The organism is Dorea sp. 210702-DFI.3.17, from assembly GCF_020560825.1.
GTDB classification, from domain to species: domain Bacteria; phylum Bacillota; class Clostridia; order Lachnospirales; family Lachnospiraceae; genus Dorea; species Dorea formicigenerans.
The window spans coordinates 220,565-243,300 of the sequence record NZ_JAJCNB010000001.1; the positions used below are offsets into that span (position 1 = coordinate 220,565).

The 22,736-nt window shown below is 41.6% G+C and carries 21 protein-coding genes and 1 pseudogene; 1 reads left to right on the forward strand and 21 read right to left on the reverse strand.

The window, feature by feature from the left end; translation table 11 throughout:
• Positions 1-188: 188 nt before the first annotated feature.
• The 16 genes and pseudogenes from LI149_RS15400 to LI149_RS01120 form a co-directional block, all read right to left on the reverse strand.
• A pseudogene (locus LI149_RS15400) lies at positions 189-2,077 on the reverse strand (polysaccharide deacetylase family protein).
• Between the two features lie 123 nt (positions 2,078-2,200).
• Positions 2,201-2,518: a hypothetical protein gene (locus LI149_RS01050; RefSeq protein WP_117656969.1), complete on the reverse strand. Its 318-nt coding sequence runs from the start codon at positions 2,516-2,518 to the stop codon at positions 2,201-2,203.
• Between the two features lie 85 nt (positions 2,519-2,603).
• Positions 2,604-3,890: a bifunctional phosphoribosyl-AMP cyclohydrolase/phosphoribosyl-ATP diphosphatase HisIE gene (hisIE, locus tag LI149_RS01055; protein WP_173785829.1), complete on the reverse strand. Its 1,287-nt coding sequence runs from the start codon at positions 3,888-3,890 to the stop codon at positions 2,604-2,606.
• A 22-nt stretch (positions 3,891-3,912) separates the two neighbouring features.
• Positions 3,913-4,500, reverse strand: coding sequence for an imidazoleglycerol-phosphate dehydratase HisB (gene hisB, locus LI149_RS01060; RefSeq protein WP_168933557.1), 588 nt, complete (start codon positions 4,498-4,500; stop codon positions 3,913-3,915).
• Positions 4,501-4,515: 15 nt separating this feature from the next.
• Positions 4,516-5,808 (reverse strand): histidinol dehydrogenase, encoded by a 1,293-nt coding sequence (gene hisD / locus LI149_RS01065; RefSeq protein WP_105308590.1) that lies wholly within the window; start codon positions 5,806-5,808, stop codon positions 4,516-4,518.
• A gap of 84 nt (positions 5,809-5,892) precedes the next feature.
• Positions 5,893-6,528 (reverse strand): ATP phosphoribosyltransferase, encoded by a 636-nt coding sequence (hisG, locus tag LI149_RS01070; RefSeq protein ID WP_005336290.1) that lies wholly within the window; start codon positions 6,526-6,528, stop codon positions 5,893-5,895.
• Positions 6,529-6,603: 75 nt separating this feature from the next.
• The gene (gene hisZ, locus LI149_RS01075) at positions 6,604-7,851 is read right to left on the reverse strand and encodes an ATP phosphoribosyltransferase regulatory subunit (RefSeq protein WP_168933555.1); all 1,248 of its coding nucleotides are present in this window, start codon (positions 7,849-7,851) and stop codon (positions 6,604-6,606) included.
• Between the two features lie 75 nt (positions 7,852-7,926).
• Positions 7,927-8,466, reverse strand: a complete 540-nt coding sequence (locus LI149_RS01080; protein ID WP_168933554.1) for a Holliday junction resolvase RecU — start codon at positions 8,464-8,466, stop codon at positions 7,927-7,929.
• Positions 8,424-9,431, reverse strand: a complete 1,008-nt coding sequence (locus LI149_RS01085; RefSeq protein WP_173785830.1) for an RluA family pseudouridine synthase — start codon at positions 9,429-9,431, stop codon at positions 8,424-8,426. The genes LI149_RS01080 and LI149_RS01085 overlap by 43 nt, the downstream gene beginning before the upstream one ends.
• Positions 9,432-9,435: 4 nt before the next feature.
• On the reverse strand, positions 9,436-10,014 hold the full coding sequence (locus LI149_RS01090; protein ID WP_173785831.1) for a hypothetical protein: 579 nt from the start codon (positions 10,012-10,014) through the stop codon (positions 9,436-9,438).
• Between the two features lie 9 nt (positions 10,015-10,023).
• The gene (locus LI149_RS01095; RefSeq protein WP_118236535.1) at positions 10,024-10,785 is read right to left on the reverse strand and encodes an SDR family oxidoreductase; all 762 of its coding nucleotides are present in this window, start codon (positions 10,783-10,785) and stop codon (positions 10,024-10,026) included.
• A gap of 47 nt (positions 10,786-10,832) precedes the next feature.
• Positions 10,833-12,734: a YgiQ family radical SAM protein gene (locus tag LI149_RS01100; RefSeq protein WP_005332847.1), complete on the reverse strand. Its 1,902-nt coding sequence runs from the start codon at positions 12,732-12,734 to the stop codon at positions 10,833-10,835.
• 23 nt (positions 12,735-12,757) lie between these two features.
• Positions 12,758-13,474, reverse strand: a complete 717-nt coding sequence (locus LI149_RS01105; RefSeq protein WP_227086596.1) for a pseudouridine synthase — start codon at positions 13,472-13,474, stop codon at positions 12,758-12,760.
• On the reverse strand, positions 13,471-14,856 hold the full coding sequence (locus LI149_RS01110) for an RsmF rRNA methyltransferase first C-terminal domain-containing protein (RefSeq protein WP_173785834.1): 1,386 nt from the start codon (positions 14,854-14,856) through the stop codon (positions 13,471-13,473). Before LI149_RS01110 ends, LI149_RS01105 begins: the two co-directional genes overlap by 4 nt.
• Positions 14,857-14,919: 63 nt before the next feature.
• Positions 14,920-15,666, reverse strand: coding sequence for a M23 family metallopeptidase (locus LI149_RS01115; RefSeq protein WP_168933549.1), 747 nt, complete (start codon positions 15,664-15,666; stop codon positions 14,920-14,922).
• Between the two features lie 200 nt (positions 15,667-15,866).
• Positions 15,867-17,312: an aminoacyl-histidine dipeptidase gene (locus LI149_RS01120; RefSeq protein ID WP_173785836.1), complete on the reverse strand. Its 1,446-nt coding sequence runs from the start codon at positions 17,310-17,312 to the stop codon at positions 15,867-15,869.
• A gap of 156 nt (positions 17,313-17,468) precedes the next feature.
• Between LI149_RS01120 and LI149_RS01125 the strand changes: the two genes are divergently transcribed.
• The gene (locus tag LI149_RS01125; RefSeq protein WP_117656974.1) at positions 17,469-18,416 is read left to right on the forward strand and encodes a nucleoside recognition domain-containing protein; all 948 of its coding nucleotides are present in this window, start codon (positions 17,469-17,471) and stop codon (positions 18,414-18,416) included.
• Between the two features lie 84 nt (positions 18,417-18,500).
• On the opposite strand, the gene LI149_RS01130 is transcribed toward LI149_RS01125, so the two are convergent.
• From LI149_RS01130 to recG, 5 genes are all read right to left on the reverse strand, one after another.
• Positions 18,501-19,139 carry a hypothetical protein gene (locus tag LI149_RS01130; RefSeq protein ID WP_005332854.1) on the reverse strand — a complete coding sequence of 213 codons (639 nt, stop codon included), beginning with the start codon at positions 19,137-19,139 and terminating at the stop codon, positions 18,501-18,503.
• On the reverse strand, positions 19,139-19,633 hold the full coding sequence (gene coaD / locus LI149_RS01135) for a pantetheine-phosphate adenylyltransferase (protein ID WP_005332855.1): 495 nt from the start codon (positions 19,631-19,633) through the stop codon (positions 19,139-19,141). The genes LI149_RS01130 and coaD overlap by 1 nt, the downstream gene beginning before the upstream one ends.
• Positions 19,634-19,642: 9 nt before the next feature.
• Positions 19,643-20,194, reverse strand: coding sequence for a 16S rRNA (guanine(966)-N(2))-methyltransferase RsmD (rsmD, locus tag LI149_RS01140; protein ID WP_005336267.1), 552 nt, complete (start codon positions 20,192-20,194; stop codon positions 19,643-19,645).
• A 246-nt stretch (positions 20,195-20,440) separates the two neighbouring features.
• A complete protein-coding gene (locus tag LI149_RS01145) occupies positions 20,441-20,647 on the reverse strand; it encodes an alpha/beta-type small acid-soluble spore protein (RefSeq protein WP_005332859.1) in 207 nt (68 codons plus the stop codon).
• A gap of 56 nt (positions 20,648-20,703) precedes the next feature.
• On the reverse strand, positions 20,704-22,734 hold the full coding sequence (gene recG, locus LI149_RS01150) for an ATP-dependent DNA helicase RecG (protein WP_227142887.1): 2,031 nt from the start codon (positions 22,732-22,734) through the stop codon (positions 20,704-20,706).
• Positions 22,735-22,736 lie beyond the last annotated feature (2 nt).

Consider the following 22,736-nt stretch of genomic DNA (forward strand, 5'->3'; position numbering starts at 1 on the left):
TGCGAGGTGCGCGTCATGCAATTGCATGACATACTTCTACTGCGCACCTCTGCAATCCCGCCGGAGGCTATATCAGCTGGGGGATTGACTCCCCCACTGATACAAGCTTGTTTCTCACCACCTATAAAGGTGGAAGTCATCTCCCAGCTGATATATTATACAGATTCTTTCTTTAACACCTTATGATTTCAATTACTCTTCTTGCTACTCTTTTTAGAACTGCTGTCACTTTTCTTTGAGTTGTCTGCATCAGATGTTGCTTCACTCTTCGCATCAGATGATGAACTGCTGCTTGTATCTGTCAGGGCTGAGCCGCTGCTCTTATACTTTTCTACATCTTTTGCCCAGAAATCAACATACTTCTCACCGTTCTGTAATGCAACGCCTTTTGCCTTTGCCATCTCTGAAACCGTCACAAGCTGATAGCCTGCTTCTTCAAGTTTTGGAATCAGGACAAGTGCCGCATCAATAGATTCTGTATGGATATCATGCATCAGAATAACATCTCCATCCTGTACATCATTCATAACCGTATCAATGCTTGACTGTGCATTTCTTGTCTTCCAATCCAGGGTATCAATACTCCATAAAATCATTGGCAGTCCTACAGAAGATCTTACCGTATCATTGATTGCACCATAAGGTGGTCTCATGACGGTTGCCGTGGATCCTGCTGCCTGTTGGATCAGATCGTTCGTTGTACCAATCTGATTTGCGATCTTATCTGCACTGAGCTTTGTAAGCTGCGGATGGTCATAAGAATGGTTTCCTAATTCACAACCAATTTCTTTCATCTTCTTTACAAAATCTTCTTTTCCCGGAATATTCTTTCCCTGCATAAAAATGTTGCATGTGCATTATACTTCTCTAACTGAGCCAGAAGCTCTCCAGTTCGTTCTCCCGGTCCGTCATCAAATGTAAGCGCCACCATCGGTTTACTCGCATCAATATTGACATCTCCTTTTGATTTCAGTTTACCTTTTTTGGAAAATGTACATTTTACAAGACCTACCTGAACTTCTCCGGTCGCCATAATTCCACTATTGTCGAAATAATAATCATCTTCTTCAATGGTCTGCCAGCCAATGACTGCCGCACCATTATCCCCTAGATAATATGTTCCGTCATCAGTTTTCTTCCATCCCGTCTGCATAACACCGTCTTTATTGAAGAAATATGTTGCATTATTGATGGTCTGCTTTCCGGTTACTTTATTACCATCTGCATCAAAATAATAAGTCTTACCTTTGGAAACCACAAAATCATTCATTACATATGTACCATCGTACTTCTTAAACTTGTCTCCATCCCATGTTCCTGTTGGATTTGTCACAACAAATGTACCGCCTTCAACTGTCAGTCTGACTTTATGTTTCCATTCATTCTCCAGCTTTTTCTGGATATCGGAATTCATCTTAATCGTGATCTTGTATTTTCCTTCTGTATCAGTCTTGGCATCTGTGGAAATCTCATAATTCTTTCCAGCTCTCAGTTCATTGATGAAATCTGCAACACTGTAACCCTTTTTCTTATCCAGCCATACTTTGGCAGCTTTTTTCTCGTCCTCCGATGTTGCCGTAGCTGTAAGATTTACCGGATCCTGACTGTTCTGTTGTATTTCAATCTTATCTGCTTTGAGCGTAACTTCAGTCTTAACACCAATCACTCCGGCAAACTTTAATATTCCGGTCAAGACCAGACATGCAAGTACTAAACAGGCTGCCAAAATCAGGATTTGATTCCTCTTCTTTCTCTTTCGGTGGTTTTTAAGGCTTTCATGTCTTTCACTTCTGCTATCATACCCTTTCAGATCATCCGATTTTTTCTTCGAATGGTTTCCATGGATTCTTCTATTCTCATGAGAAATCCAATCATCGTCTTCGTCATAGTCAGAATACCTCTCCGAATCTTCTGCTTCTGTTCCGTAATCTATATAATCATCGTCCAGATCATAGTCTCCATAGTCTTCATCGTCATCTAATCCGCTGTCTTCATCGTCCAGATCATAGTCTTCACCAAAAGCATATCTCTGATCTTCATCTATATTAAATTCATCTTCATCTCGAAATTTACTCATAGGTATTCTTTCTCCACTTTTCCTTTTCTTATTCTCAGTTAAGTATAGCTCAGTTCGACATTTTTCTCAACGGGATAGTTATTAGGAATTTCTTAAGGTTTTGTTACAATTTATTACAACCTGTTACAATGATTTCCAAATTTCCTGAATATCCGTATCTTTTGTAATTTCATTGGCTATATCACTGCTGCTCATATGAAATACTTCCTGTTTTTGTTTATCCATTGTTAAAAATGCAGCAAACATCAATGCACACAAAAAAAGGCGGATTCCAAATGTTCCGCCTTTTGTATCTTCATTTATATCCTCTTGTGACTTTCCATACAGGTAATGATATGCATTTGCATATCTTGGGTGTACTGCAGGTATCGTCCTTCTATCATTATACAGAGCCCTTGTCTGCTCCAAAAGCTCCTGCCTGCGTCTTTCTGCATCATTCATAGCTTCCTCCATCTTATTCATTATTGAACATTTATCGCTTTCTTAAATCTATGAACTTACTTATGCACCTATACCTGCAAGGAATCTATTTCTGCAATAACTGATTTGTAATATCTTCCCATGTAATTCCTTTTTCCACCATCAGTACCATAGCATGATAAAGGAAATCTGCCATTTCCGTTTTCAATTCTTCCGGATTTGGATTTTTGGAGGCAATCACAATGCCGGTTGCTTCTTCTCCAATCTTCTTCAGGATCTTATCCTGTCCCTGTTCAAAGAGATAATTTGTATAAGACCCCTCCTTTGGATTATTTTTTCTGTCAATAATTGTCTGGTAAACATGTTCGAACACCTGTACCGGGCTCTTCTCATTATTATCACTTCCAACAATAGGCTGGAAGAAACAAGTTGGATTTCCTGTGTGACAAGCTGCTCCCACCTGATCGACTTTTGCAAGGAGCGTATCCAGATCGCAATCTATTGTCAGTGACTTCACATACTGAAAATGTCCGCTTGTCTCTCCTTTCAGCCAAAGCTTCTGTCTGCTTCTGCTGTAATAAGTCATGCGCCCGGTCTTAACCGTCTGGTTAAATGCTTCTTCATTCATATACGCCAGCATCAGCACTTCTCCTGTCTGGTAATGCTGTACGATGACCGGAAGAAGCCCCTGCGGATTTTTCTTAAACTGTGAGAACTCCATAATACTTTCAAATGAAGTCATCTGAATATCTTCTTTTTCGCAGAGTTCTTTAAAATCATTAAAATTCATTTCCGGCTGACTGATATATCGTCCAGACAGACCTTTGACTCCTTCGGATTTTAAAATTTTAAATAATTCCAGTTCTTCCATCGTATCAGTCACAATGACACATGGAATGTCTGTAACTGCCACAACAGAGTTCAGATCCAGTCTGTGCATAAAAATCAGTTGGCTGCAATTATCTTCAATCAAATGCTGATTCTTGAACAATCCGTCAAAATCATCTAACGAAACTGCAACCTTCTCTTTTCCGAAACGTTCAGCCGCTTTTGCCATCATCTCAGCACTGTCCGGTTTTGAAAAATTCAAAATCACTCGTTTAGCTCCGGAATACAGGATTCTCTGTACATCTTCCATACGTTTGATGTTGCCTCCTGCTACCATTGGAATACTGATCACATTATGAATCTGTCTGAGAAGATTTAAAGATGCCTCGTGATCATCATCAGAATCTGATAAATCAAAAATCAGAAGTTCATCTGCCCCGCGGTCGCTGTAGTGCTTCGCGAGCTCTACTACATTATCTGCCAGTACTTCCCGGTCATTAAACCATTTTATCGCTTTCCCTCCTGCAATATAAATACATGGGATTAATTTTCTGTAACTTATCATAATTAAGTTTTATTCTCTCCTTTTACAGGCTTCCTTTCGTTGTCCACGCCTCATCAATACGCGGTTCTCTCATTGTCGCCATGTCAAGAGCCTTACCAAAGCTCTTGAACAGGGCTTCTGCCATATGGTGATTATTCTCTCCATCCATAATTTTCAGATGAATATTCATCATTGCACTGTAAGATATGGCATAGAAGAATTCTTTGATCATTTCGGTATCCAGCTCACCGACATTCTCTACCGTAAATTCTGCATCATATTTCAAATATGGACGTCCGGAAAGATCTACTGCACACAGTGCCAGTGTCTCGTCCATCGGAAGAATCATATGCCCGAACCGCTTGATTCCGGCTTTATCTCCTACCGCTTCCAAAATTGCCTGTCCGATTACGATTCCGGTATCTTCTATGGTGTGATGACAATCCACATCCAGATCTCCATTGACCTTTACGGTAAGATCGAACAACCCATGTCTTGCCATTCCGTCCAACATATGATCAAAAAATCCAATTCCAGTATCGATCTGATTGTTCCCGGTTCCATCAAGATTCAGTGTTACTTCAATGTCAGTTTCTTTTGTTGTACGTTTCTTTGTTGCTATTCTTGCCATATCTTTCAAGCCTCCTTATTTCTCAAAACGAACTTTAATTGAATTTGCATGTGCAGTTAAGTGTTCAGCTGTAGCAAATGCTTCAATATCCTCGTGGATCGCACGAAGTGCATTTTCAGAATAAGATATTATACTTGATTTCTTAATAAAATCATCTACGGAAAGTGGTGAGAAGAATTTTGCAGTTCCATTTGTCGGAAGAACATGGTTCGGTCCGGCAAAATAATCTCCCAGTGGCTCACTTGCGTACTCTCCGATGAAAATAGCTCCGGCATTACGGATTTTTGTCATGACATCAAATGGATTCTTTGTCTGGATTTCAAGATGCTCGGAGGCAATCTCATTTGCTGTCTCAATTGCCTCATCCATCGTATCTGTAACCAGTATGTATCCATAGTTATCGAGAGATTTCTGAATAATCTCACCACGGGATAATTCTTTTATGAACTTGTCAGTCTCATCAGAAACTTTCTTGGCAAGTTCTTCGCTTGTTGTTACAAGGATTGCTGAGGCGAGTTCATCATGTTCTGCCTGTGACAGAAGGTCTGCTGCCACGAATCTTGGATTTGCAGTCTCGTCTGCAATAACAAGAATCTCACTTGGTCCGGCAATGGCATCAATACTTACATAACCATAAACTGCTTTCTTTGCAAGTGCCACATAAATATTACCAGGTCCTACGATTTTGTCAACTTTTGGTATGCTCTCAGTTCCATAAGCAAGTGCTCCGATTGCCTGTGCTCCGCCGACTTTATAGATTGCATCTGCTCCGGCCTCTTTTGCTGCCACCAGTGTAGTCGGTGTTACCTTTCCGTCTTTTCCCGGAGGTGTCACCATAATAATCTCATCAACTCCAGCTACCTTTGCCGGTACAATGTTCATCAATACAGAAGATGGATACGCTGCCTTTCCACCTGGTACATACACACCTACTCTGTGAAGTGCTGTCACTTTCTGTCCAAGGATCGTTCCGTCCGGTTTGCTGTCAAACCAGCTTGTCTGACGCTGTTTTTCATGATAAGTACGTATATTTGCAAGTGATTTACGGATAATCTCAACAAGCTTTCGATCTACCAGTGCATAAGCCTCTTCAATCTCAGCATCTGTAACTTTGATGTTTCCTGCATTTAAGTCTGCCTGATCAAATTTTTTTGTGTACTCAAACAGAGCCTGATCTCCGTTTGCCTTTACATTTGCGAGAATTTCTGTCACTCCCTGCTCATACTGTCCATAATTGTTCGGGCTTCTCTTTAACAGATCTTCTAATAGATTTTTTCTGCTGTTTTCATCTAATTTCTGTATTCTCATTGCCGTTCTTCCTCCTATATTCAAGGCTCCTGTTATCATCTTACATGTCTTTTTGCTTTTTCTGTCCAGAAACCATTTATTATTTTAAATCTGTGTGCGAAGCTTCATCAACAGATTCTTGATCCGCTCGCTTTCCATACGCATGCTGACTGGATTCACAATCATTCTTGCGGAAAGAGGACATACTTCCTCCAGAACTTCCAGTCCATTTTCACGAAGTGTGGAACCGGTCTCCACAATATCAACAATGACCTCAGAAAGTCCAACAATTGGTGCCAGTTCAATGGAACCGTTCAGTTTAATGATCTCCACAGTCTGATGCTTTTTATTATAAAAATAATCTTTTGCAATATTCGGATATTTTGTTGCCACACGGATCAACTCATGATGCTGTAAAAGCGGCGCTGCATCCTTATATCCGCAGACACACATTTTACATTTTCCATAGCCAAGATCCAGAACCTCGTGGACTTTACGCCCTTCCTCCAAAATGGTGTCCTTTCCTACAACTCCAATATCAGCTGCACCATACTCTACATAGGTCGGTACATCTGGTCCCTTTGCCAGAAAGAAACGAAGCTTCAATTCTTCATTGGTAAAAATCAGCTTTCTGGAATTCTTGTCCTTCATCTCTTCGCAAGTAATACCAATCTTTTCAAACAATTCCAGGGTCTGATTGGCAAGACGCCCTTTTCCGAGGGCAAATGTCAGATATCTCATATAAAAAACTCCTATCGTCAAATTCATAACCCATTTTCAGGGGTTTTCGAATCCGAGTCTGCCAAAGCAGACATTTTATTTGTTATTATTAACTTCCTTTTGTTCTCCGGTCACCAGATTTACCATGGTAATCTCACCACTTTTCTTAATATATACAAGACTTCCAGCATAATATTCCTTGCCGAACCGGATATAGTCTTCCAGTCCCTTCTCCGGTGATTTCTTAATCAGTTCTGTGTTCTTTGCCTTCGCCCGGAAATCTTTTGCAAGCCGGATTGCATCTCTTGCACGGCTTTCATCATAAAGAATAATTGCATTCTTTCTTGTATAAACAATGCGGATTTTTTGGCGGATCAGAGCATTCATCAACTCATCAATGACAATGGCAAAGCCGATAGATGCTGATGTCTTTCCAAACTTCTCCAGCAAATGATCATAACGGCCGCCTTTGACTACCGCATCTCCGGTTCCAAATGTATAACCACGGAAGATGATTCCCGTATAATATCCATAATTTCCTGTCATACTCAGATCAAAAGTCACAAACTTCTCGACTCCGTAAAGTGCGAGGATATCATAAATCTTCTCCAGCCGCTTCACAGCCATGATTCCACTGGAATTGGGTGCAATGTTCTTTGCTTTTGCAAGAACTTCCACGCCTCCGACCAGATTTCCAAGAGCTGCAAATGCCTCTTTTGAGCTTCTCTTTACCATAATACTGTCCAGATATTCCTCAACTCCGAAGTAATTGCGGTTGTTGATCAGTTCAATGACCCGCTCCCGTGCTTCTTCGTCCAATGCAGCGTCTTCAATAAGACTTTGGAAAAAGCCAAGATGTCCAACGCTTAATTGAAATTCCTTAAGTCCGATTGCCTGCATAGATTCAATGACCATAGCAAGCATCTCTGCATCTGCCTCCACGGAATCATCCCCAATCAGCTCAGCTCCCATCTGGGTCACTTCTCTTAATCGTCCCTGATTGTTGGAATGGTTAATAAATGTATTACCTGTGTAACAAAGCCGTATCGGGAGATCTTCCTCTCCAAATAATGTAGCAGCCACACGTGCGATGGACGGTGTTATATCTGGTCGCAAAACCAACGTGTTGCCTTCTTTATCAAAAAATTTGTACAGATCTTTGGACGGTATTGTTCCGATTTCCTTCCGGAACACATCAAAATATTCAAAGGTCGGAGTCTGAATATCATGATATCCAAATAAATGCAGTGTTTTTTTTAGTCGATTTTCCAGTGCCAGCTTCTTTCCGCACTCAACATTATAAATATCCCGGACTCCCTCCGGCGTATGAAGTAGTTTTTCCATAGATCATTCCTCCCGCACTTTAGCGTGCTACCATATTAAAACCTTATTGCATTATACGCATTTCCAGGCACTTTGTCAAGCTTCCTCACGGAGTTCCAAATCCAGATTTATGAAGTCCAGATAAGGAATATAATACCCGTTTTTTGGTTTCATAAAAAATCGTGGATCTAATTCCTCGTAGCGGATACTTTTACGCCCGCCATCACATGCTCTGTTCCAGAAACGAATCATTTCTTCAAATCGCATATAATAAAGTTCGTTCCGTTCAGAATAATAAATCAGGATAAACGCAATTCCATCTTGTTGCTCGAACTGAGTCATAAATGTAATCTGATGCTCATGGATATTATGTAATGGGAATGTATCAGCTACACATTCTTTTGCATCAAAGCACACTGGAATTCCCTGGACTGCTCCAATGTAATCTACCGTACTTCGTTTTTCAAAATACGCCAGTGTGATCTGTTTGTGATCTGCGTCCATGCGCACCGGTGTAATGGGGGTCGGTATCTTCTGAATCAGGGCAAGTCCCTTTTCCAGATAATGGTCGTTGGTCCAATTGACCATCTCTTCTAATGTAGAACCTCTAAGGCCTCTTGAGTTCCATGTTCCCATGCTGTCTCCTTAATAAGTCGATAAAATTTGCCCGGAACACGCGCCTGAAATACATTTTTCGAAAGATTCTCCAAAGGTTTTGGCATCTGCGGAAAATGCAGCTCATAAGAATGTAGCATTTGTGTCTTTACACCATATGACTCATACTGGTGGTTCCAGGATATATTTCCATATTTGTAGTCCCCCATTAACGGGTGTCCGATACTTTCCAGATGTGCACGGATCTGGTGCGTCCGACCGGTGATCAGATGAACCTTTAACAGCGTAAGCTCTTTTTGATAAGCCACTGGCTCATATTCTGTCTCAATGGCTGCTGCCCCTTCCGACATTTTCCGGCTAATCATAACTTTATTCGTTTTCTCATCTTTTTTCAGATATCCACGAATATGTGAAGTTTCTTTAATACAGCCTTTGACCAGACAAAGGTAATATTTTGCAAGGGTTCTTTCTTTAAAAGCTTCCCCCATAATCTGAAGCCCGGCCAGGCTTTTCCCTGCCACGACCATACCGCTTGTGTTTCGGTCCAGACGGTTGCAGATTCCAGGGTGAAATGTCAGAAGTTCTTCTTTTGTAACAGAACCATTTGACAGAAGATATCCAATCACATATTCCACCAGTGACACATCTTCTTTCTTTGCTTTCTGAGATAACATGCCTGCCGGTTTATTTATAAGCAGGATATTATCGTCTTCATAAATAATCTCCAAATCCTTTTTTACCGGATAAGACTCACTTGCTGCTGCATTTCCTGTAAATTTATCGATTGTCTCCTCTGCAAGAAAAAACTTTATCGAATCTCCGGTATTAAGTTTCTCCTGTCCTGCTGCCTTTTTCCCATTTAATGTAATATTCTTCTTTCTGAGCATTTTATAAATGAAACTTCCAGGCGCTTGGGGAAGATATTTTTTCAAATATTTGTCCAGTCTCTGACCGGACTCATTTTCTTTGATAATCGTCTCTTTCATAATTCTACATACAAGTGGACAAAATCAGTTTCCGGACTGCACGGTCCTCCCGTCCGTTCTCTGTATGTCCCACCTCAACAATATTATTCATGCCCTCCACGCGGCTTAAAAATGCTTTGTAATCGTGGAATATCTTGACCGTCATTTTCTCGTGATGATTTGCATTGAGCATGTCCTTCAAATATCTGGCACATGTTACCTCGTCCGTCTTTGTATTCGACGCATAACCGATGACTGTATGCCCGGAAATCACAATAGCGTCAACCGGCATCACTTTCTCCGGACTTGTAATGACAAGATCATAAACTCTTTTTAAAAGTGACGCTTTTGCCTCGATTTCCTGATAAATATCTTTTTCTATACTCTGATGTGGTGCAATGGTAATAAATTCGACCAGCATCTTTGATGCCGGAAGACACCCGACGACTGCAACTACCGTGAGCAGATTCAGCTTGGTCTTCGTCTGCACATAACCAAGCACGACAAGTGCTATGACAACTGCAAACTCCGCAATCGTTCCGATCAGGTATTTTTCTTTTCTCCATCTAATATAACCAGGCTGTCCCTTTTCTTTTTTCTTCATGCGAACCTCCTATTCTGCAATTTTCTCCATCACTGCCACGATCACACTGTCCGGCACAATTTTTGATGCCACCCAGGCAGCTTTCATGGATAGACCATACACGGAAATCTTTTTGCCTCTCGCGCTGTCGATCAGAGCTTTTCTGACCACGTCTTTCGCATCGGCACGAAATTTCTTTTTCACACTTGCGACTTCTTTTCCGGTATGGTCAAAGAATTCTGTATCCACCGGTCCCGGACACACGGCAGTCACATAAATACCGCTTCCTTTAAGTTCTCTGCCAAGTGCCATGGACAGGCTGTAAACGTAAGATTTTGTCGCTGCATACACTGCAAATCCAGGCTGTGGTCCAAATGCTGCAGCTGATGAAAGGTTCACAATTCTGCTGCCACAATGCATATACGGAAGACAAAGTGCTGTCATTCTTGTCAGTGACCGGCAGTTAAGATCTACCATGCCGGTTTCTTCCTTCCAGCCATACTCGCAGAATGTTCCAATCTTTCCATAACCCGCCGCATTTACGAGCATCCGTACATTGGCGTGGGATTTTCCCAGTGCTATTCCCAGTTTTTTATAAATATAATCCTGGTTCAGATCTCCGTCAAAAATACGCACCGGAACTTTTAATTCCATCTCCAGTTCGTTCAGACGTTCTGCCCGTCTTGCGACGACCCAGATTTCATCCAGATTCTGATAAAGCTTTGGAATCTGCCTTGCAAATTCTCTTCCAAGTCCGGAAGATGCCCCTGTAATCAATGCTATCTTCATCATACTCCTATCACCTCTTGCAGTGTTTACAATTATCACTTTCGCTATTATTATCTGCTCTTTCGGCGTTTATTGTTTCCGCCTCTGTTATTTTTTACATTTTTTGAATTCTTGCAGTTCTGCTTTCTTTTTACTCCAGACATGTCTGACTTGATTTTCCTTGGCTTGATCAAGCATTTCTGGTCAAATCCCACCAGATCCATGCGCCCGGATTTTCTAAGCGCCTCCATGACCAGATCATAATTCTTCGGATCCCGGTACTGGATCAATGCTCTCTGCATTGCTTTTTCATGCGGGTTCTTCGGTACATAAACTGGTTTCATATTTCTTGGGTCTACGCCTGTGTAGTACATACAGGTAGATATGGTGGACGGTGTCGGATAGAAGTCCTGTACTTGCTCCGGCATATATCCAAGATCCCGTAAATGTTCTGCAAGCTCGACTGCTTCCTTTAACGTTGACCCCGGGTGAGAAGACATTAGATACGGCACAAGATATTGATCCATACCAAGACGCTCGTTCATTTTTTTATACCGTTTTACAAACCCCTTATAGACAGAATTCTCCGGTTTTCCCATTTTCTCCAGGACTGCGTCTGATACATGCTCCGGTGCAACCTTAAGCTGCCCGCTTATATGATACTGGCACAGTTCCTTTAAAAATGTATCATCCTTATCTGCCATAACGTAGTCGAACCGGATTCCGGAACGGATAAAAACTTTCTTGACTCCAGGTATTTTACGCAATTTTCTAAGAAGTGCCACGTAATCCCGGTGATCGACCTTCATATTTTTACACGGTTTCGGGAACAGACACTGCTTTTCCTTGCAGACGCCGTATTTTAACTGCTTTTCACAGGACGGTGCACGGAAGTTTGCCGTTGGGCCTCCAACGTCATGAATATATCCTTTAAAATCCTTGTCCTTCACCATTTCATTCGCTTCTTTTAATAAGGACTCATGACTTCTCGTCTGCACAATCCTTCCTTGATGAAAGGTCAGGGCACAGAAGCTGCACCCTCCAAAACAGCCACGGTTACTGATCAGACTGAACTTGATTTCTTTGATTGCCGGAACCCCTCCGTCTTTTTCATAACTCGGATGATAAGTTCTCATATACGGAAGGCCATACACCAGATCCATCTCGTCCTGAGAAAGCGGTTTTGCAGGTGGATTCTGTACAACATAAAGATGATCGCTGTAAGGCTCTACGAGACATTTCCCCGAAAACGGATCTGTATTACAATACTGCACATAAAAACTTCTTGCATAATTGAGCTTGTCCTCTTTTAATTGCTCATAGGATGGAAGAATTGTCGGTTCATAGACACTGTCCAGACTCTTGACCTTACACACAGTTCCCGGAATGTAAGTAATATCTTGAATACTAAGTCCACTATCTAACGCCTCTGCAATCTCAATGATCGAATGCTCACCCATTCCATATGAAATAATATCCGCCCCGGAATCCAATAGCACGGAGCGTTTTAATTTATTGGACCAATAATCGTAATGTGCCAGTCTTCGAAGACTCGCCTCGATTCCTCCGAGAATGATTGGTGTCTTTTTATAAACCTGACGGATCAGGTTGCCATAGACTGTCACCGCATAATCCGGACGTTTTCCCATAACACCGCCTGGAGTATAGGCATCTGTACTTCTACGCCTTTTTGATACAGAGTAATGATTTACCATAGAATCCATATTACCTGCCGATACAAGAAAAGCAAGTCTTGGCTCGCCAAGAACGGTGATGCTGTTCTTATCTTTCCAATCCGGCTGTGCGATGATTCCGACCTTGTATCCATAATCTTCCAGAAGCCTTGTAATAACTGCCGGTCCAAATGATGGATGGTCTACATAAGCGTCCCCTGAAATGTACACAAAGTCCAACTGTTCCCAGCCCCGTTCTTCCATATCCTTTTTACATATTGGTAAAAATCCCTGTGACATCTATAATACCTCACTTGTAGCGTTCAAAATAATAAATTCTTTAATTCTTCTTCGGTCAGCATGCGGTATTCGCCCTCTGCCAGATTATCATCCAGAATCAAGCTGCCCATACGTTCCCGTTTCAGATAAACAACCTCTTTTCCCACTGCCTGGAACATGCGTTTTACTTGATGAAACTTTCCTTCCTGGATGGTCAGACGTATTTCGGATAAATCATCACTTTTTATAATGTCGAGTTTTCCCGGCATCGTGATCTCCGGTTCATCTTCTGTGCCAATATTTACACCTTCTGCAAATTTTTCCGCATCGTCTTTTGTAACGTTCCCCTGCACTTTTGCAAAATAGCATTTATCCACATGATGTTTCGGAGAAAGTAACCGGTGTGCCAGATTTCCATCATTTGTAATTAAAAGAAGTCCCACCGTATCCTTATCCAGACGCCCCACCGGGAACAGATCTTTCCGCTTCTGTCCCTTGATCAGATCAATCACTGTTTTCTCGCGTTTATCTTCTGTTGCAGATACTACACCCGCCGGTTTGTTCAGCATATAATATACATAAGAGGCATATCCGATTCGTTCACCGTCCAGTGTGACATGTGCTTTTGTCTCGTCCACTTTAAGTTCCGGGCGCTTTGCAATCTCGCCATCTACCTCTACTTTGCCTTTTCGAATATACTGCTTCACTTCCTGCCTGGTTCCTACGCCCATCTCAGACAGGAACTTGTCTAACCGGATCATGAATTCAACCTCCATCCCGGCAGATATTTATTCTTCAAAGTTCCATTAGCAAGCTTTCCCCATCCCAGTGGATAACCATCCACGCAGACCAGATACCAGCCTTTTGCTTTCGTCTCTACCAAATCATCAACATCCAGTGTTTCCCCTTTCAGATAACGGCTCACACGATCATCTTCTAGTGGCAGATCAACAATCTTCTCATAATCATCTTTTTTGAGGGTCATGGCAAAGGCCTGGCTTGGCTCAAACCGTTTTTTCTTAAGTTCTCCAAGTAAAAGTCCGGTACGCAGGAACCGAAGTCCCTTAAGATCAGGAAGTCCTGCCGGCATTACATAGACACGCTCGCCGTGGATATCCAGAAGATCCGTACGGATTTCTTTCTTTACATCATTTAAAAATTCTTCCAGTTCCTCTGGTAATTTCTTCTTTCCTTTTCCACCGATCAGTTCACCTTTCACACGGTCACACGGTTCGCCCTTTTGTACAAGTGCCAGATAATGTCCTTCCCCTTTCATTTTATGTGGGAATATGCGGACAGTATCCGCAAGCGACGGATCCCGTGATTCTGTCACTTCCGGCATCCCCTGAACAAAGCCTTCATATGGCGCAATCTTCAAGATTCTAAATTCCGGATAGGTCTTAAGTAAATGTTCGATGACCTGCTCATTTTCTTTCGGATCAAAAGTACAGGTAGAGTACAGCATCATTCCGCCTTGCTTTAACATACGAGCAGCCTGCAAGATAATGCTCTTCTGAATATTACAGAAAAAGTCCGGCCCATGCTCCTCCCATGCAGATACCATTTTTTTATCTTTTCGGAACATTCCTTCTCCGGAACACGGTGCGTCAATCAGAATCTTATCAAAATACTCTGTAAAATAGTTTTCCATTTTTCCAGGCTCTTCACTTAAAACAAGAACATTGCCAATACCGAACACCTCAATATTTTTCAGAAGTCCCTTGGCTCTGGAATTACTAATATCATTGGCCGCAAGTACTCCTTCCCCCTGAAGCTTTGCTCCAAGCTCCGTAGCCTTTCCTCCCGGTGCCGCACATACATCTAACACCTTGTCTCCCGGTTCCACCGGAAGCCGGTTTGCCGGTGTCATGGCACTTGGCTCCTGCAGATAATAAAGCCCTGCAAAATAATATGGATGTTTAGACGGAGTTACATGCTCCCCGTCATAATAGAATCCATTCTCAATCCAGGGAATCGGCTCGATTTCAAACGGACAGATCTTTTTAAACTCTTCTACGGAAATTTTATTCGTATTTACACGAAGCCCATAATAACGCGGCTCTTCATAACATGTAATATAATCGTCAAAATCTTCTTTCAGAAGATCTCGCATCTTTTTTTCAAAATTCTCTGGCAATCTCATTGATTTTTCTCCTCCAGCGCATAAACATACATAATATAGTATATCATATCTGGGTGTATAACTCTAGAAATATGAATAGATTAATTTTTTATTTTCTAAAAATAAAAGCACTTCATACGGATTAACGCTGATTTCTTTCCCATTTTCATAAAAATAAATTCCAAAATGTAAATGTACGGGAAACTGTCCCACCGTTCCTTCTGCTCCATAACCGCTGTCTCCCATGTACCCAAGCAATTCTCCTGCTCTTACATAATCTCCTATTTTCAGGTTTGTATAAGAGTCCAGGTGTGCGTAGTAGTAATAAGTACCACTATTGCTTATGATACCAATCCGCCAACCCCCTTTTTCAAGCCAGCCCTTATTTTTCACCGTTCCGTCACTGACGCTCACCACCGGATACAGCCCCCGTTTATTTTCAGCCGCCATAATATCTGTTCCTTCATGCACCCGCTTCCCGCCATAATTACGTTCCATATGCCAAGTGTCCACAAAACTTACTTCCAAAGATTTATCCAAATCAGACTCTGGAATCGGGAAATACAAGGCCTCTTTTTCCACATTTTGCATCGCCTGCCTGCATGTTAAAGACAGGTATTTATTCTGACGCAGTTCTTCCGAAAAAAATTTATCTCGAAATTGCTGCGCAGCCAACGTCATCATTCGATCTGTCATGTGTTTTCCGGACGTATATGAAATTGATATTCCAACAGCATCCAGTAGCGCTATCACAAGCAGAATTGCAAACAGCCTCAAGCTTACCTGCCAGGTATACACTTGTTTATTTCTAAGATTCCTGTTTTTCTTCATTTCAGTTTTATTCTCATTTTCCGCACATTTTTCTTCTACTATATGACTATATCAAATGTAAAATAACCCCCATCTCTGCAGATGGTAAAAATAAAAATAGAACATACAGATTCTTTCTCCATATGTTCTACCTTTATATTTTCTTATTTTTCAAACTGCCATGATGTCTGTAGATTTTTTATACTACACACCACATTATCCTATTTTAATTTTGCAAGAATTCCTTTTAAGTATTCCCATGTTCTCTGTGTAGAGGCAATATCCAGCTTCTCATTAAAGGAATGAATATCCAAAAGGTCCGGTCCCATAGATACACAATCCAAATCTGGTTTCTTTCCAAGGAAAAGTCCACACTCCAGTCCGGCGTGAATGGTAGATACAACCGGTTCTTTTCCATACTGCTCTACGAATGTCTCTACCATTACTTTGCGAAGTTCGGAATCTACTTTGTACTCCCATGCAGGATATCCACCCTGCACCTTTCCGTTAGCTCCGACAACCTGTGCACAAGTATCCAGGATTTCTTTCATATCTGCTTTCTTACTCTCCATAGAACTTCTTACAAGACTTTCAAGCTTTACAGTGTCCTTAGTCGTCTCTACAATACCAAGATTCAGGGAAGTTTCAACCAGTCCTTCCAGTTCACGGTCATAGCACTGTACTCCGTTCGGGCAGATGATAAAATATGTGATTACACGTTTTGTACTCTCCGCGTTCATAACTGCCACACCAGATACACTTTCTTCTTCTACATCCACAGTAAGTCCCGGTTCTTTTCCAAGAAACTCCTTGTCCCATGTTGCTTTTAACTCTGCAACAGAAGCTTTTACTTTATCAGCATCTTCTTTCGCCACAAGGATCTCTGCCTTACACTCACTTGAAATGACATTGTTCTTTGTTCCTCCTGCAATGCTGATCAGGCGGATGTCAGTCTCCAAAGATACGTGATTCAGAAGTCTTCCCATCATTTTATGTCCATTTCCACGCTGTTTGTGAATCTCTGCTCCGGAATGTCCTCCAAGAAGTCCGTGGATACGGATACTGATTTTCTCTCCTTCTGCGTTCTCGCGTGTGACTGGAATCTCAGTATTATATCCGAATCCGCCTGCACAGCCAACTGTCAGGATTCCCTCTTCTTCAGAGTCAATATTAATAAGCTTCTTTCCTTTAAGTACGGACAAGTCAATATTCTCTGCTCCACCCATTCCAATCTCTTCATCTACCGTAAACACAGCCTCAATTGGTGGATGCGGAATATCCTTGCTGTCCAAAATCGCCAGTGCCATAGCAACTGCAATACCGTCATCACCGCCAAGTGTAGTGTCTTTTGCTTTTACATATCCGTCTTCTACATACAGTTCAAGCGGATCTTTCTTAAAATCATGATTTGATTCCGGACGTTTCTCACATACCATATCCATATGTCCCTGAATAATGACCGGTTCACTGTTCTCATATCCCACTGTTCCCGGTTTGGAAATGATAATGTTATTCGTCTCATCCTGGATGCATGCAAGTCCTCTTTCTTTTGCAAATGCTACGCAGTAATCACTGATTCGCTTTGTATCGAATGTACCATGAGGTACCTGGCAGATTTCCTCGAAAAATCGAAATACTTCTTTTGGTTCTAAATTTTCTAATACCATGTTTATAACCCTCTCTTTGAAATAATTTTTGTGGTCACCCCATATCTGCGCAACCACGAATTTCTTTCTCTATTATGTATCATTTGTCATAAAAAATCAAATATTTCCATATGGTTAATTAAGTTTTAAGATTTTGCTCAGCAGGAGGCTTGTTCCATGAAAAATCATTTTTTTCAGTTTTTTCTGATCCTATGCTTTTTTGTGATGCTTTTATTTCCTTCTGAAGTATTTGAAGGCGCAAAATCCGGACTTCTACTTTGGTTCCTTACTGTTTTGCCAACGCTTTTTCCATTTCTTCTCATTTCGCGCCTGCTTCTTGACTCCTGTGCCTGTTCACTTTTAAACAAACTCCTTGCTCCTGTGATAAGCCGTCTGTTCGGCATTTCCGCCCAAGGTTCCTTCGCTTTTATTGTAGGATTCCTGTGTGGTTATCCGATGGGGGCAAAGATTACCGCCGATCTCTTTCATGCAAGGCAGATTTCAAAAGCAGAAGCTTCTTATCTACTGTCATTTTGCAATAATACAAGCCCTGCATTTCTCATCCATTATATTGTTCTCGGATATTTTCAGAACCCCAGACTCATTTTCCCATCTGTGCTGATCTTATACGGAACGCCTATTCTATTAACATTTTTCTTTCGCATAAAGAAACATTTCGCATCATCGAACACTACAGACATTACATCTCCATTTACTATTTCAAAAATTCCTTCATGTTCTCTCGATTTCTGTCTTATGGATAGTTCTGAGGCTATCGTTAAAATCGGCGGATATATTATCCTTTTTTCCGTCATTTTAAATTTACTCCAAAAGCTCCCGATTTCACACCCGTTTTATCAGTTATTTCTTCTGCCATCTTTAGAACTAACTAACGGCTGCGCTCTCTTAAACAAAACAATAACCGCCCAGACCATCCCTCTGTCTTTTCCTATCTATTATAGCCTCTGTATGGGACACACTGCTTTCGGCGGCTGGTGTGCACTTTTTCAGACAGGCAGCATGATAAATGGAAGCGGACTTTCTCTCAACTCCTATGCAAGAAAAAAACTGGTCACCGCTCTGGTGACCAGTCTGTTTGCTTATCTTTATATACGTTCAACCTAAAAACTGTGTTTGCACTCACATCTGTAGCAATTCCTGACTCTTAATTGAGAATCTGTAAACAAATCTTCGTACAGGATAAAGAATCTACTCCTCACTGTCCAGGTCAAAATCCGGGAATGCATCCTCTGCTGGTTCTTCTTCCTGCTCATATCCCTGATCTTCATTCTGTGCTGCTACCGGCTGATCCGGAATATCCAGCTCCGCACGGTTATTACGAACCATGTCATAGCACTCCTGAAGAGAATTCACAAGACTATCATACTTGGTTGTATAACTGTCCAGTGTATGTCCGATGATTCCTTCTGCATTCGCCATCAGATTATCTGCATAACGCATAGCTCCGATACGGATTTCATTCGCATCGCTTGTTGCATTATCAAGAATCTCCTGTGCCTGCTCTGTGGCAGCAGTTACAATCTCATTCGCCTGTGCGTATGCCTGCTGCATAATTTCATGCTCGCTCACCAGTTCATTCGTATGAATCTGTGCTTCCTCCAGCATGCTGTCCGCTTTTGCCTGTGCATCAGCAAGGATTGCATCTTTATTTGCAATAATCTTCTGATAACGCTTGATCTCATCTGGCGTCTTCATACGAAGCTCACGAAGGAGCTCGTCCATCTGATCTTTATTTACAATAATTTTTGATGTAGACAGTGGCTGAAACTTACAACTGTCAATATATTCCTCGATTTCTTCAATGATCTGCTCAATACGGCTGCTCATTATCTACACTCTCCTTTTTGATTCATTTTCTCCCTTATTCTTTCTCGCACAACATCGGGAACAAACTTTGAAATATCTCCATGATAGAAAGCTACTTCTTTTACTATGGTAGAGCTCAGATAAGAATACTCCAGGCTTGTCGTTAAAAAAACTGTCTCAACACTTGGCTCCAGTTTATGGTTCGTCTGAGCCATCTGAAGCTCATATTCAAAATCTGTGATTGCCCTGAGTCCTCGAACTATCATACAGGCATCCATCTTTTTTGCAAATTCTACCAGTAGCCCATCAAATGGGACTACGATTACATTTGTCATATCCCGTGTTACCTCATTTAACATTTTAACACGTTCCTCTACGGAAAACAACGGGGTTTTTGCATTATTATTCAATACTCCGATGACCAGCTCGTCCACAAGCGGTGCGGATCTTCTGATAATATCCAAATGTCCATATGTAACCGGATCAAAACTTCCGGGATAAATTGCTCTCTTCATAACTGCTCCTTATTCTTTCTCCAGGAAAATGTGTTTATTTGTCTTATACATCTTTTCTTTTATTATGGAATAGCCCAGTTCTTCTGCATAAGACAGATCTGTCTCCTTCGATGCTTCCACGATAATAATTCCGTCATCCGCCAGCAAAGTCGTATCAGCGAGAAATTCCAGCACTTGCTTTTCCCATTCGTGATTATACGGTGGATCCATAAATATATATTCAAACTTCCACTCACCATTCAGCCTCGAAAGCGCCGCAAATACGTCCATCTGCATCGTCTTTGCCCGGTCTTTTAATTTTGTAGATTCCAGATTCTCCTGTATGCACTTCATAGCTTTTGGATTCTTCTCTACGAATACCGCATTTGCCGCCCCGCGGCTCAGCGCCTCAATCCCAATCCCGCCGCTTCCGGAAAAGAGATCCAGGAAATTACTATCATAGAGTTCTGCCGAAATCATATTAAACAATGTTTCTTTTATCCGGTCTGTTGTAGGTCTTGTATCCATTCCATCCAGTGTCTTAAGCTGCAGACGTCTAGCTGTTCCTGCAATTACTCTCATATCACATTCCTCTTTATCTTTATCTTTATCAGTTCTTTTTTATACTATTTCATCTATTTTTATCTACATTTTTCGTAAATTTTTCTTAGTTTCTCGTTCATTATAAATTTGTCCCATGGAAATGTCAATCCGATTCCCCGATGTACTGTATTCTATGCAAAATTCTGACACTGACTCCATGAAATTAGGGATACAACTTTTTCTTGTCATATCCCCATTTCATCTTTGTTCTGTTACCGTTAAATATTATTTACCGGCCATCTGTTTTTCCTGCTGTTCAATCATCTTTTTTACCATATAACCACCAACTGATCCATTCTGTCTGGAAGTCAGATCACCATTGTAACCGTCTGTTAATGGTACTCCAAGTTCTGTTGCTACCTCATACTTGAATTTGTCCAGTGCTCCTTTTGCCTCTGGAACTGCTGCTTTGTTAGATGAACGATTTGCCATTTTATACTCCTCCTTTTGTAACTTTGTTTTTGTTACGTTGTTAGTATATGGAGGATTTAAATTATTACACTAGAAGTTCCTTCATAATCTGGAATTTGCTGGACATATTCAGGATTATTTTTTAAGAGCCATTCTGCGGCTTCGTTCGCTTTCTGCAAAATTGCCGCGTCCTGATAAATATCTCCCAGTCCAAAATCCATAAGTCCGCTTTGACGGATTCCAAACAAATCTCCCGGACCGCGAAGTTTTAAATCTTCGCTTGCGATTTTAAATCCATCGTTCGTTTTATTTAAAATTTCCAGACGTTTTTTTGTTTCTTTTGCCTTTGAGCCGGTCATAAAAATACAATAAGACTGATATTTTCCTCGTCCAACACGACCGCGGAGCTGATGAAGCTGCGCCAGTCCGAAACGCTCTGCATTTTCAATCATCATAACGGTTGCGTTAGGCACATCAATTCCAACCTCAATAACTGTCGTTGACACAAGGATCTGGATTTCATTACGTCCAAAACGCTCCATAATCTCGTCTTTTGCTGCCTGCTTCATTTTCCCATGAAGATGATCAACTACAATCTGAGTCCCCATTTCTTCTTGCAGCATTCTGGAATAATCTGTCACATTTTCCACCTCCATAGCTTCACTTTCTTCTACCATCGGGCAGATAATGTAACACTGTCTTCCTTCTGCAATCTGCTTTTTCATAAATGTGTAGGCCGTCTGCCGGTAACTGGTGTCTACCACACAATTCTTAATAGGCAGACGGTTCGCCGGAAGTTCATCTATCACAGAAATATCAAGATCTCCGTATAAAATGATTGCAAGGGTTCTCGGGATCGGTGTCGCACTCATAACAAGAACATGCGGAACACCGCCTTTTTTTGCAAATGACTCTCTTTGTTTTACCCCAAATCTATGCTGTTCATCTGTCACTACAAGTGCCAGATTATCATAATAAACTGCGTCCTGAATCAGTGCATGCGTCCCCACGATGATCTTCGCAAGTCCGCACTCGATCCGGTCGTAAGCTCTGCGTTTTTCTTTTGCCGTCATCGAACCTGTCAAAAGCACTACTTTTATCGGAATATTATATGCTTCAAAAAGACTGGTAATCGATTCATAATGTTGTCTTGCCAGCACCTCTGTCGGTGCCATCATTGCCGCCTGATAGCCTTTTAATGCGGTATTAAGAAGCGCTAATACTGCAACGATTGTTTTACCTGACCCTACATCTCCCTGCACAAGTCTTGACATGGCATGCTCAGATGCCATGTCCTGCTGGATTTCTCTCCATACGTTCTGCTGCGCCCCGGTCAGTTCAAATGGTAACGCTTTTTGAAACTCCTCTGTCCGTAAATCCAATGGAATCACATATTCATTATCCATGCGGCTATTGCTGTCTTTTAATTTCCGGATTGCAAGTATAAACTGTAAAAACTCTTCAAATACAAGCCGTTCTCTTGCATGATAAAAGACTTCTTTATCTTCCGGAAAATGAATACCACGAATGGCATAATTATATTCTGCCAACTGATAATGCAGACGGATTTCTTCAGGCAAATGCTCTTTTGTAAGATCAAGGCTTTCTACGACCTGCTTAACAGCTTTTGAAATCGCATTGTTCGTCAGGCCTGCTGTCAGATTATAAATCGGTTGTAGTGTATGCAGTTTTTCTTCATATTTTTCACTTGGATAAAAGATTTCCGGATGTTCCAGTACAAGTCCTTCCCGCCGATTCACAGCCCGGCCGCGCAAGGTAATCTGACCACCACCTGCCAGCGTATTTTTAAGAAACGGCATACGAAACCAGACTGCTTTGATCGTCCCCGTCAGATCTTTTATGTGAATGGTCGTCACCTGCAAGTTCCGACTTCCACCCACCTGCACACGCCCGAAAATCATTCCTGTTACAGTAACAGTTCGACCGTCCTCTACCTCTGCGATAGGGACGGCCTCCTCATACACGTCGTAATTTCTCGGATAATACCTGAGAAGGTCACCAACTGTATAAATTCCCAGTTTTGCAAACAGCTTCTCCGTCTTCTCCCCGACGCCTTTTATTTCATGAATCTTACTCTGTTCAATCATAT

Coding starts and splice junctions, on each gene's coding strand:
- LI149_RS01050 (WP_117656969.1), bottom strand. CDS start 2,518: ATGAATGATGCAGAAAGACGCAGGCAGGAGCTTTTGGAGCAGACAAGG.
- hisIE (WP_173785829.1), bottom strand. CDS start 3,890: ATGATAAGTTACAGAAAATTAATCCCATGTATTTATATTGCAGGAGGG.
- hisB (WP_168933557.1), bottom strand. CDS start 4,500: ATGGCAAGAATAGCAACAAAGAAACGTACAACAAAAGAAACTGACATT.
- hisD (WP_105308590.1), bottom strand. CDS start 5,808: ATGAGAATACAGAAATTAGATGAAAACAGCAGAAAAAATCTATTAGAA.
- hisG (WP_005336290.1), bottom strand. CDS start 6,528: ATGAGATATCTGACATTTGCCCTCGGAAAAGGGCGTCTTGCCAATCAG.
- hisZ (WP_168933555.1), bottom strand. CDS start 7,851: ATGGAAAAACTACTTCATACGCCGGAGGGAGTCCGGGATATTTATAAT.
- LI149_RS01080 (WP_168933554.1), bottom strand. CDS start 8,466: ATGGGAACATGGAACTCAAGAGGCCTTAGAGGTTCTACATTAGAAGAG.
- LI149_RS01085 (WP_173785830.1), bottom strand. CDS start 9,431: ATGAAAGAGACGATTATCAAAGAAAATGAGTCCGGTCAGAGACTGGAC.
- LI149_RS01090 (WP_173785831.1), bottom strand. CDS start 10,014: ATGAAGAAAAAAGAAAAGGGACAGCCTGGTTATATTAGATGGAGAAAA.
- LI149_RS01095 (WP_118236535.1), bottom strand. CDS start 10,785: ATGATGAAGATAGCATTGATTACAGGGGCATCTTCCGGACTTGGAAGA.
- LI149_RS01100 (WP_005332847.1), bottom strand. CDS start 12,734: ATGTCACAGGGATTTTTACCAATATGTAAAAAGGATATGGAAGAACGG.
- LI149_RS01105 (WP_227086596.1), bottom strand. CDS start 13,474: ATGATCCGGTTAGACAAGTTCCTGTCTGAGATGGGCGTAGGAACCAGG.
- LI149_RS01110 (WP_173785834.1), bottom strand. CDS start 14,856: ATGAGATTGCCAGAGAATTTTGAAAAAAAGATGCGAGATCTTCTGAAA.
- LI149_RS01115 (WP_168933549.1), bottom strand. CDS start 15,666: ATGAAGAAAAACAGGAATCTTAGAAATAAACAAGTGTATACCTGGCAG.
- LI149_RS01120 (WP_173785836.1), bottom strand. CDS start 17,312: ATGGTATTAGAAAATTTAGAACCAAAAGAAGTATTTCGATTTTTCGAG.
- LI149_RS01125 (WP_117656974.1), top strand. CDS start 17,469: ATGAAAAATCATTTTTTTCAGTTTTTTCTGATCCTATGCTTTTTTGTG.
- LI149_RS01130 (WP_005332854.1), bottom strand. CDS start 19,139: ATGAGCAGCCGTATTGAGCAGATCATTGAAGAAATCGAGGAATATATT.
- coaD (WP_005332855.1), bottom strand. CDS start 19,633: ATGAAGAGAGCAATTTATCCCGGAAGTTTTGATCCGGTTACATATGGA.
- rsmD (WP_005336267.1), bottom strand. CDS start 20,194: ATGAGAGTAATTGCAGGAACAGCTAGACGTCTGCAGCTTAAGACACTG.
- LI149_RS01145 (WP_005332859.1), bottom strand. CDS start 20,647: ATGGCAAATCGTTCATCTAACAAAGCAGCAGTTCCAGAGGCAAAAGGA.
- recG (WP_227142887.1), bottom strand. CDS start 22,734: ATGATTGAACAGAGTAAGATTCATGAAATAAAAGGCGTCGGGGAGAAG.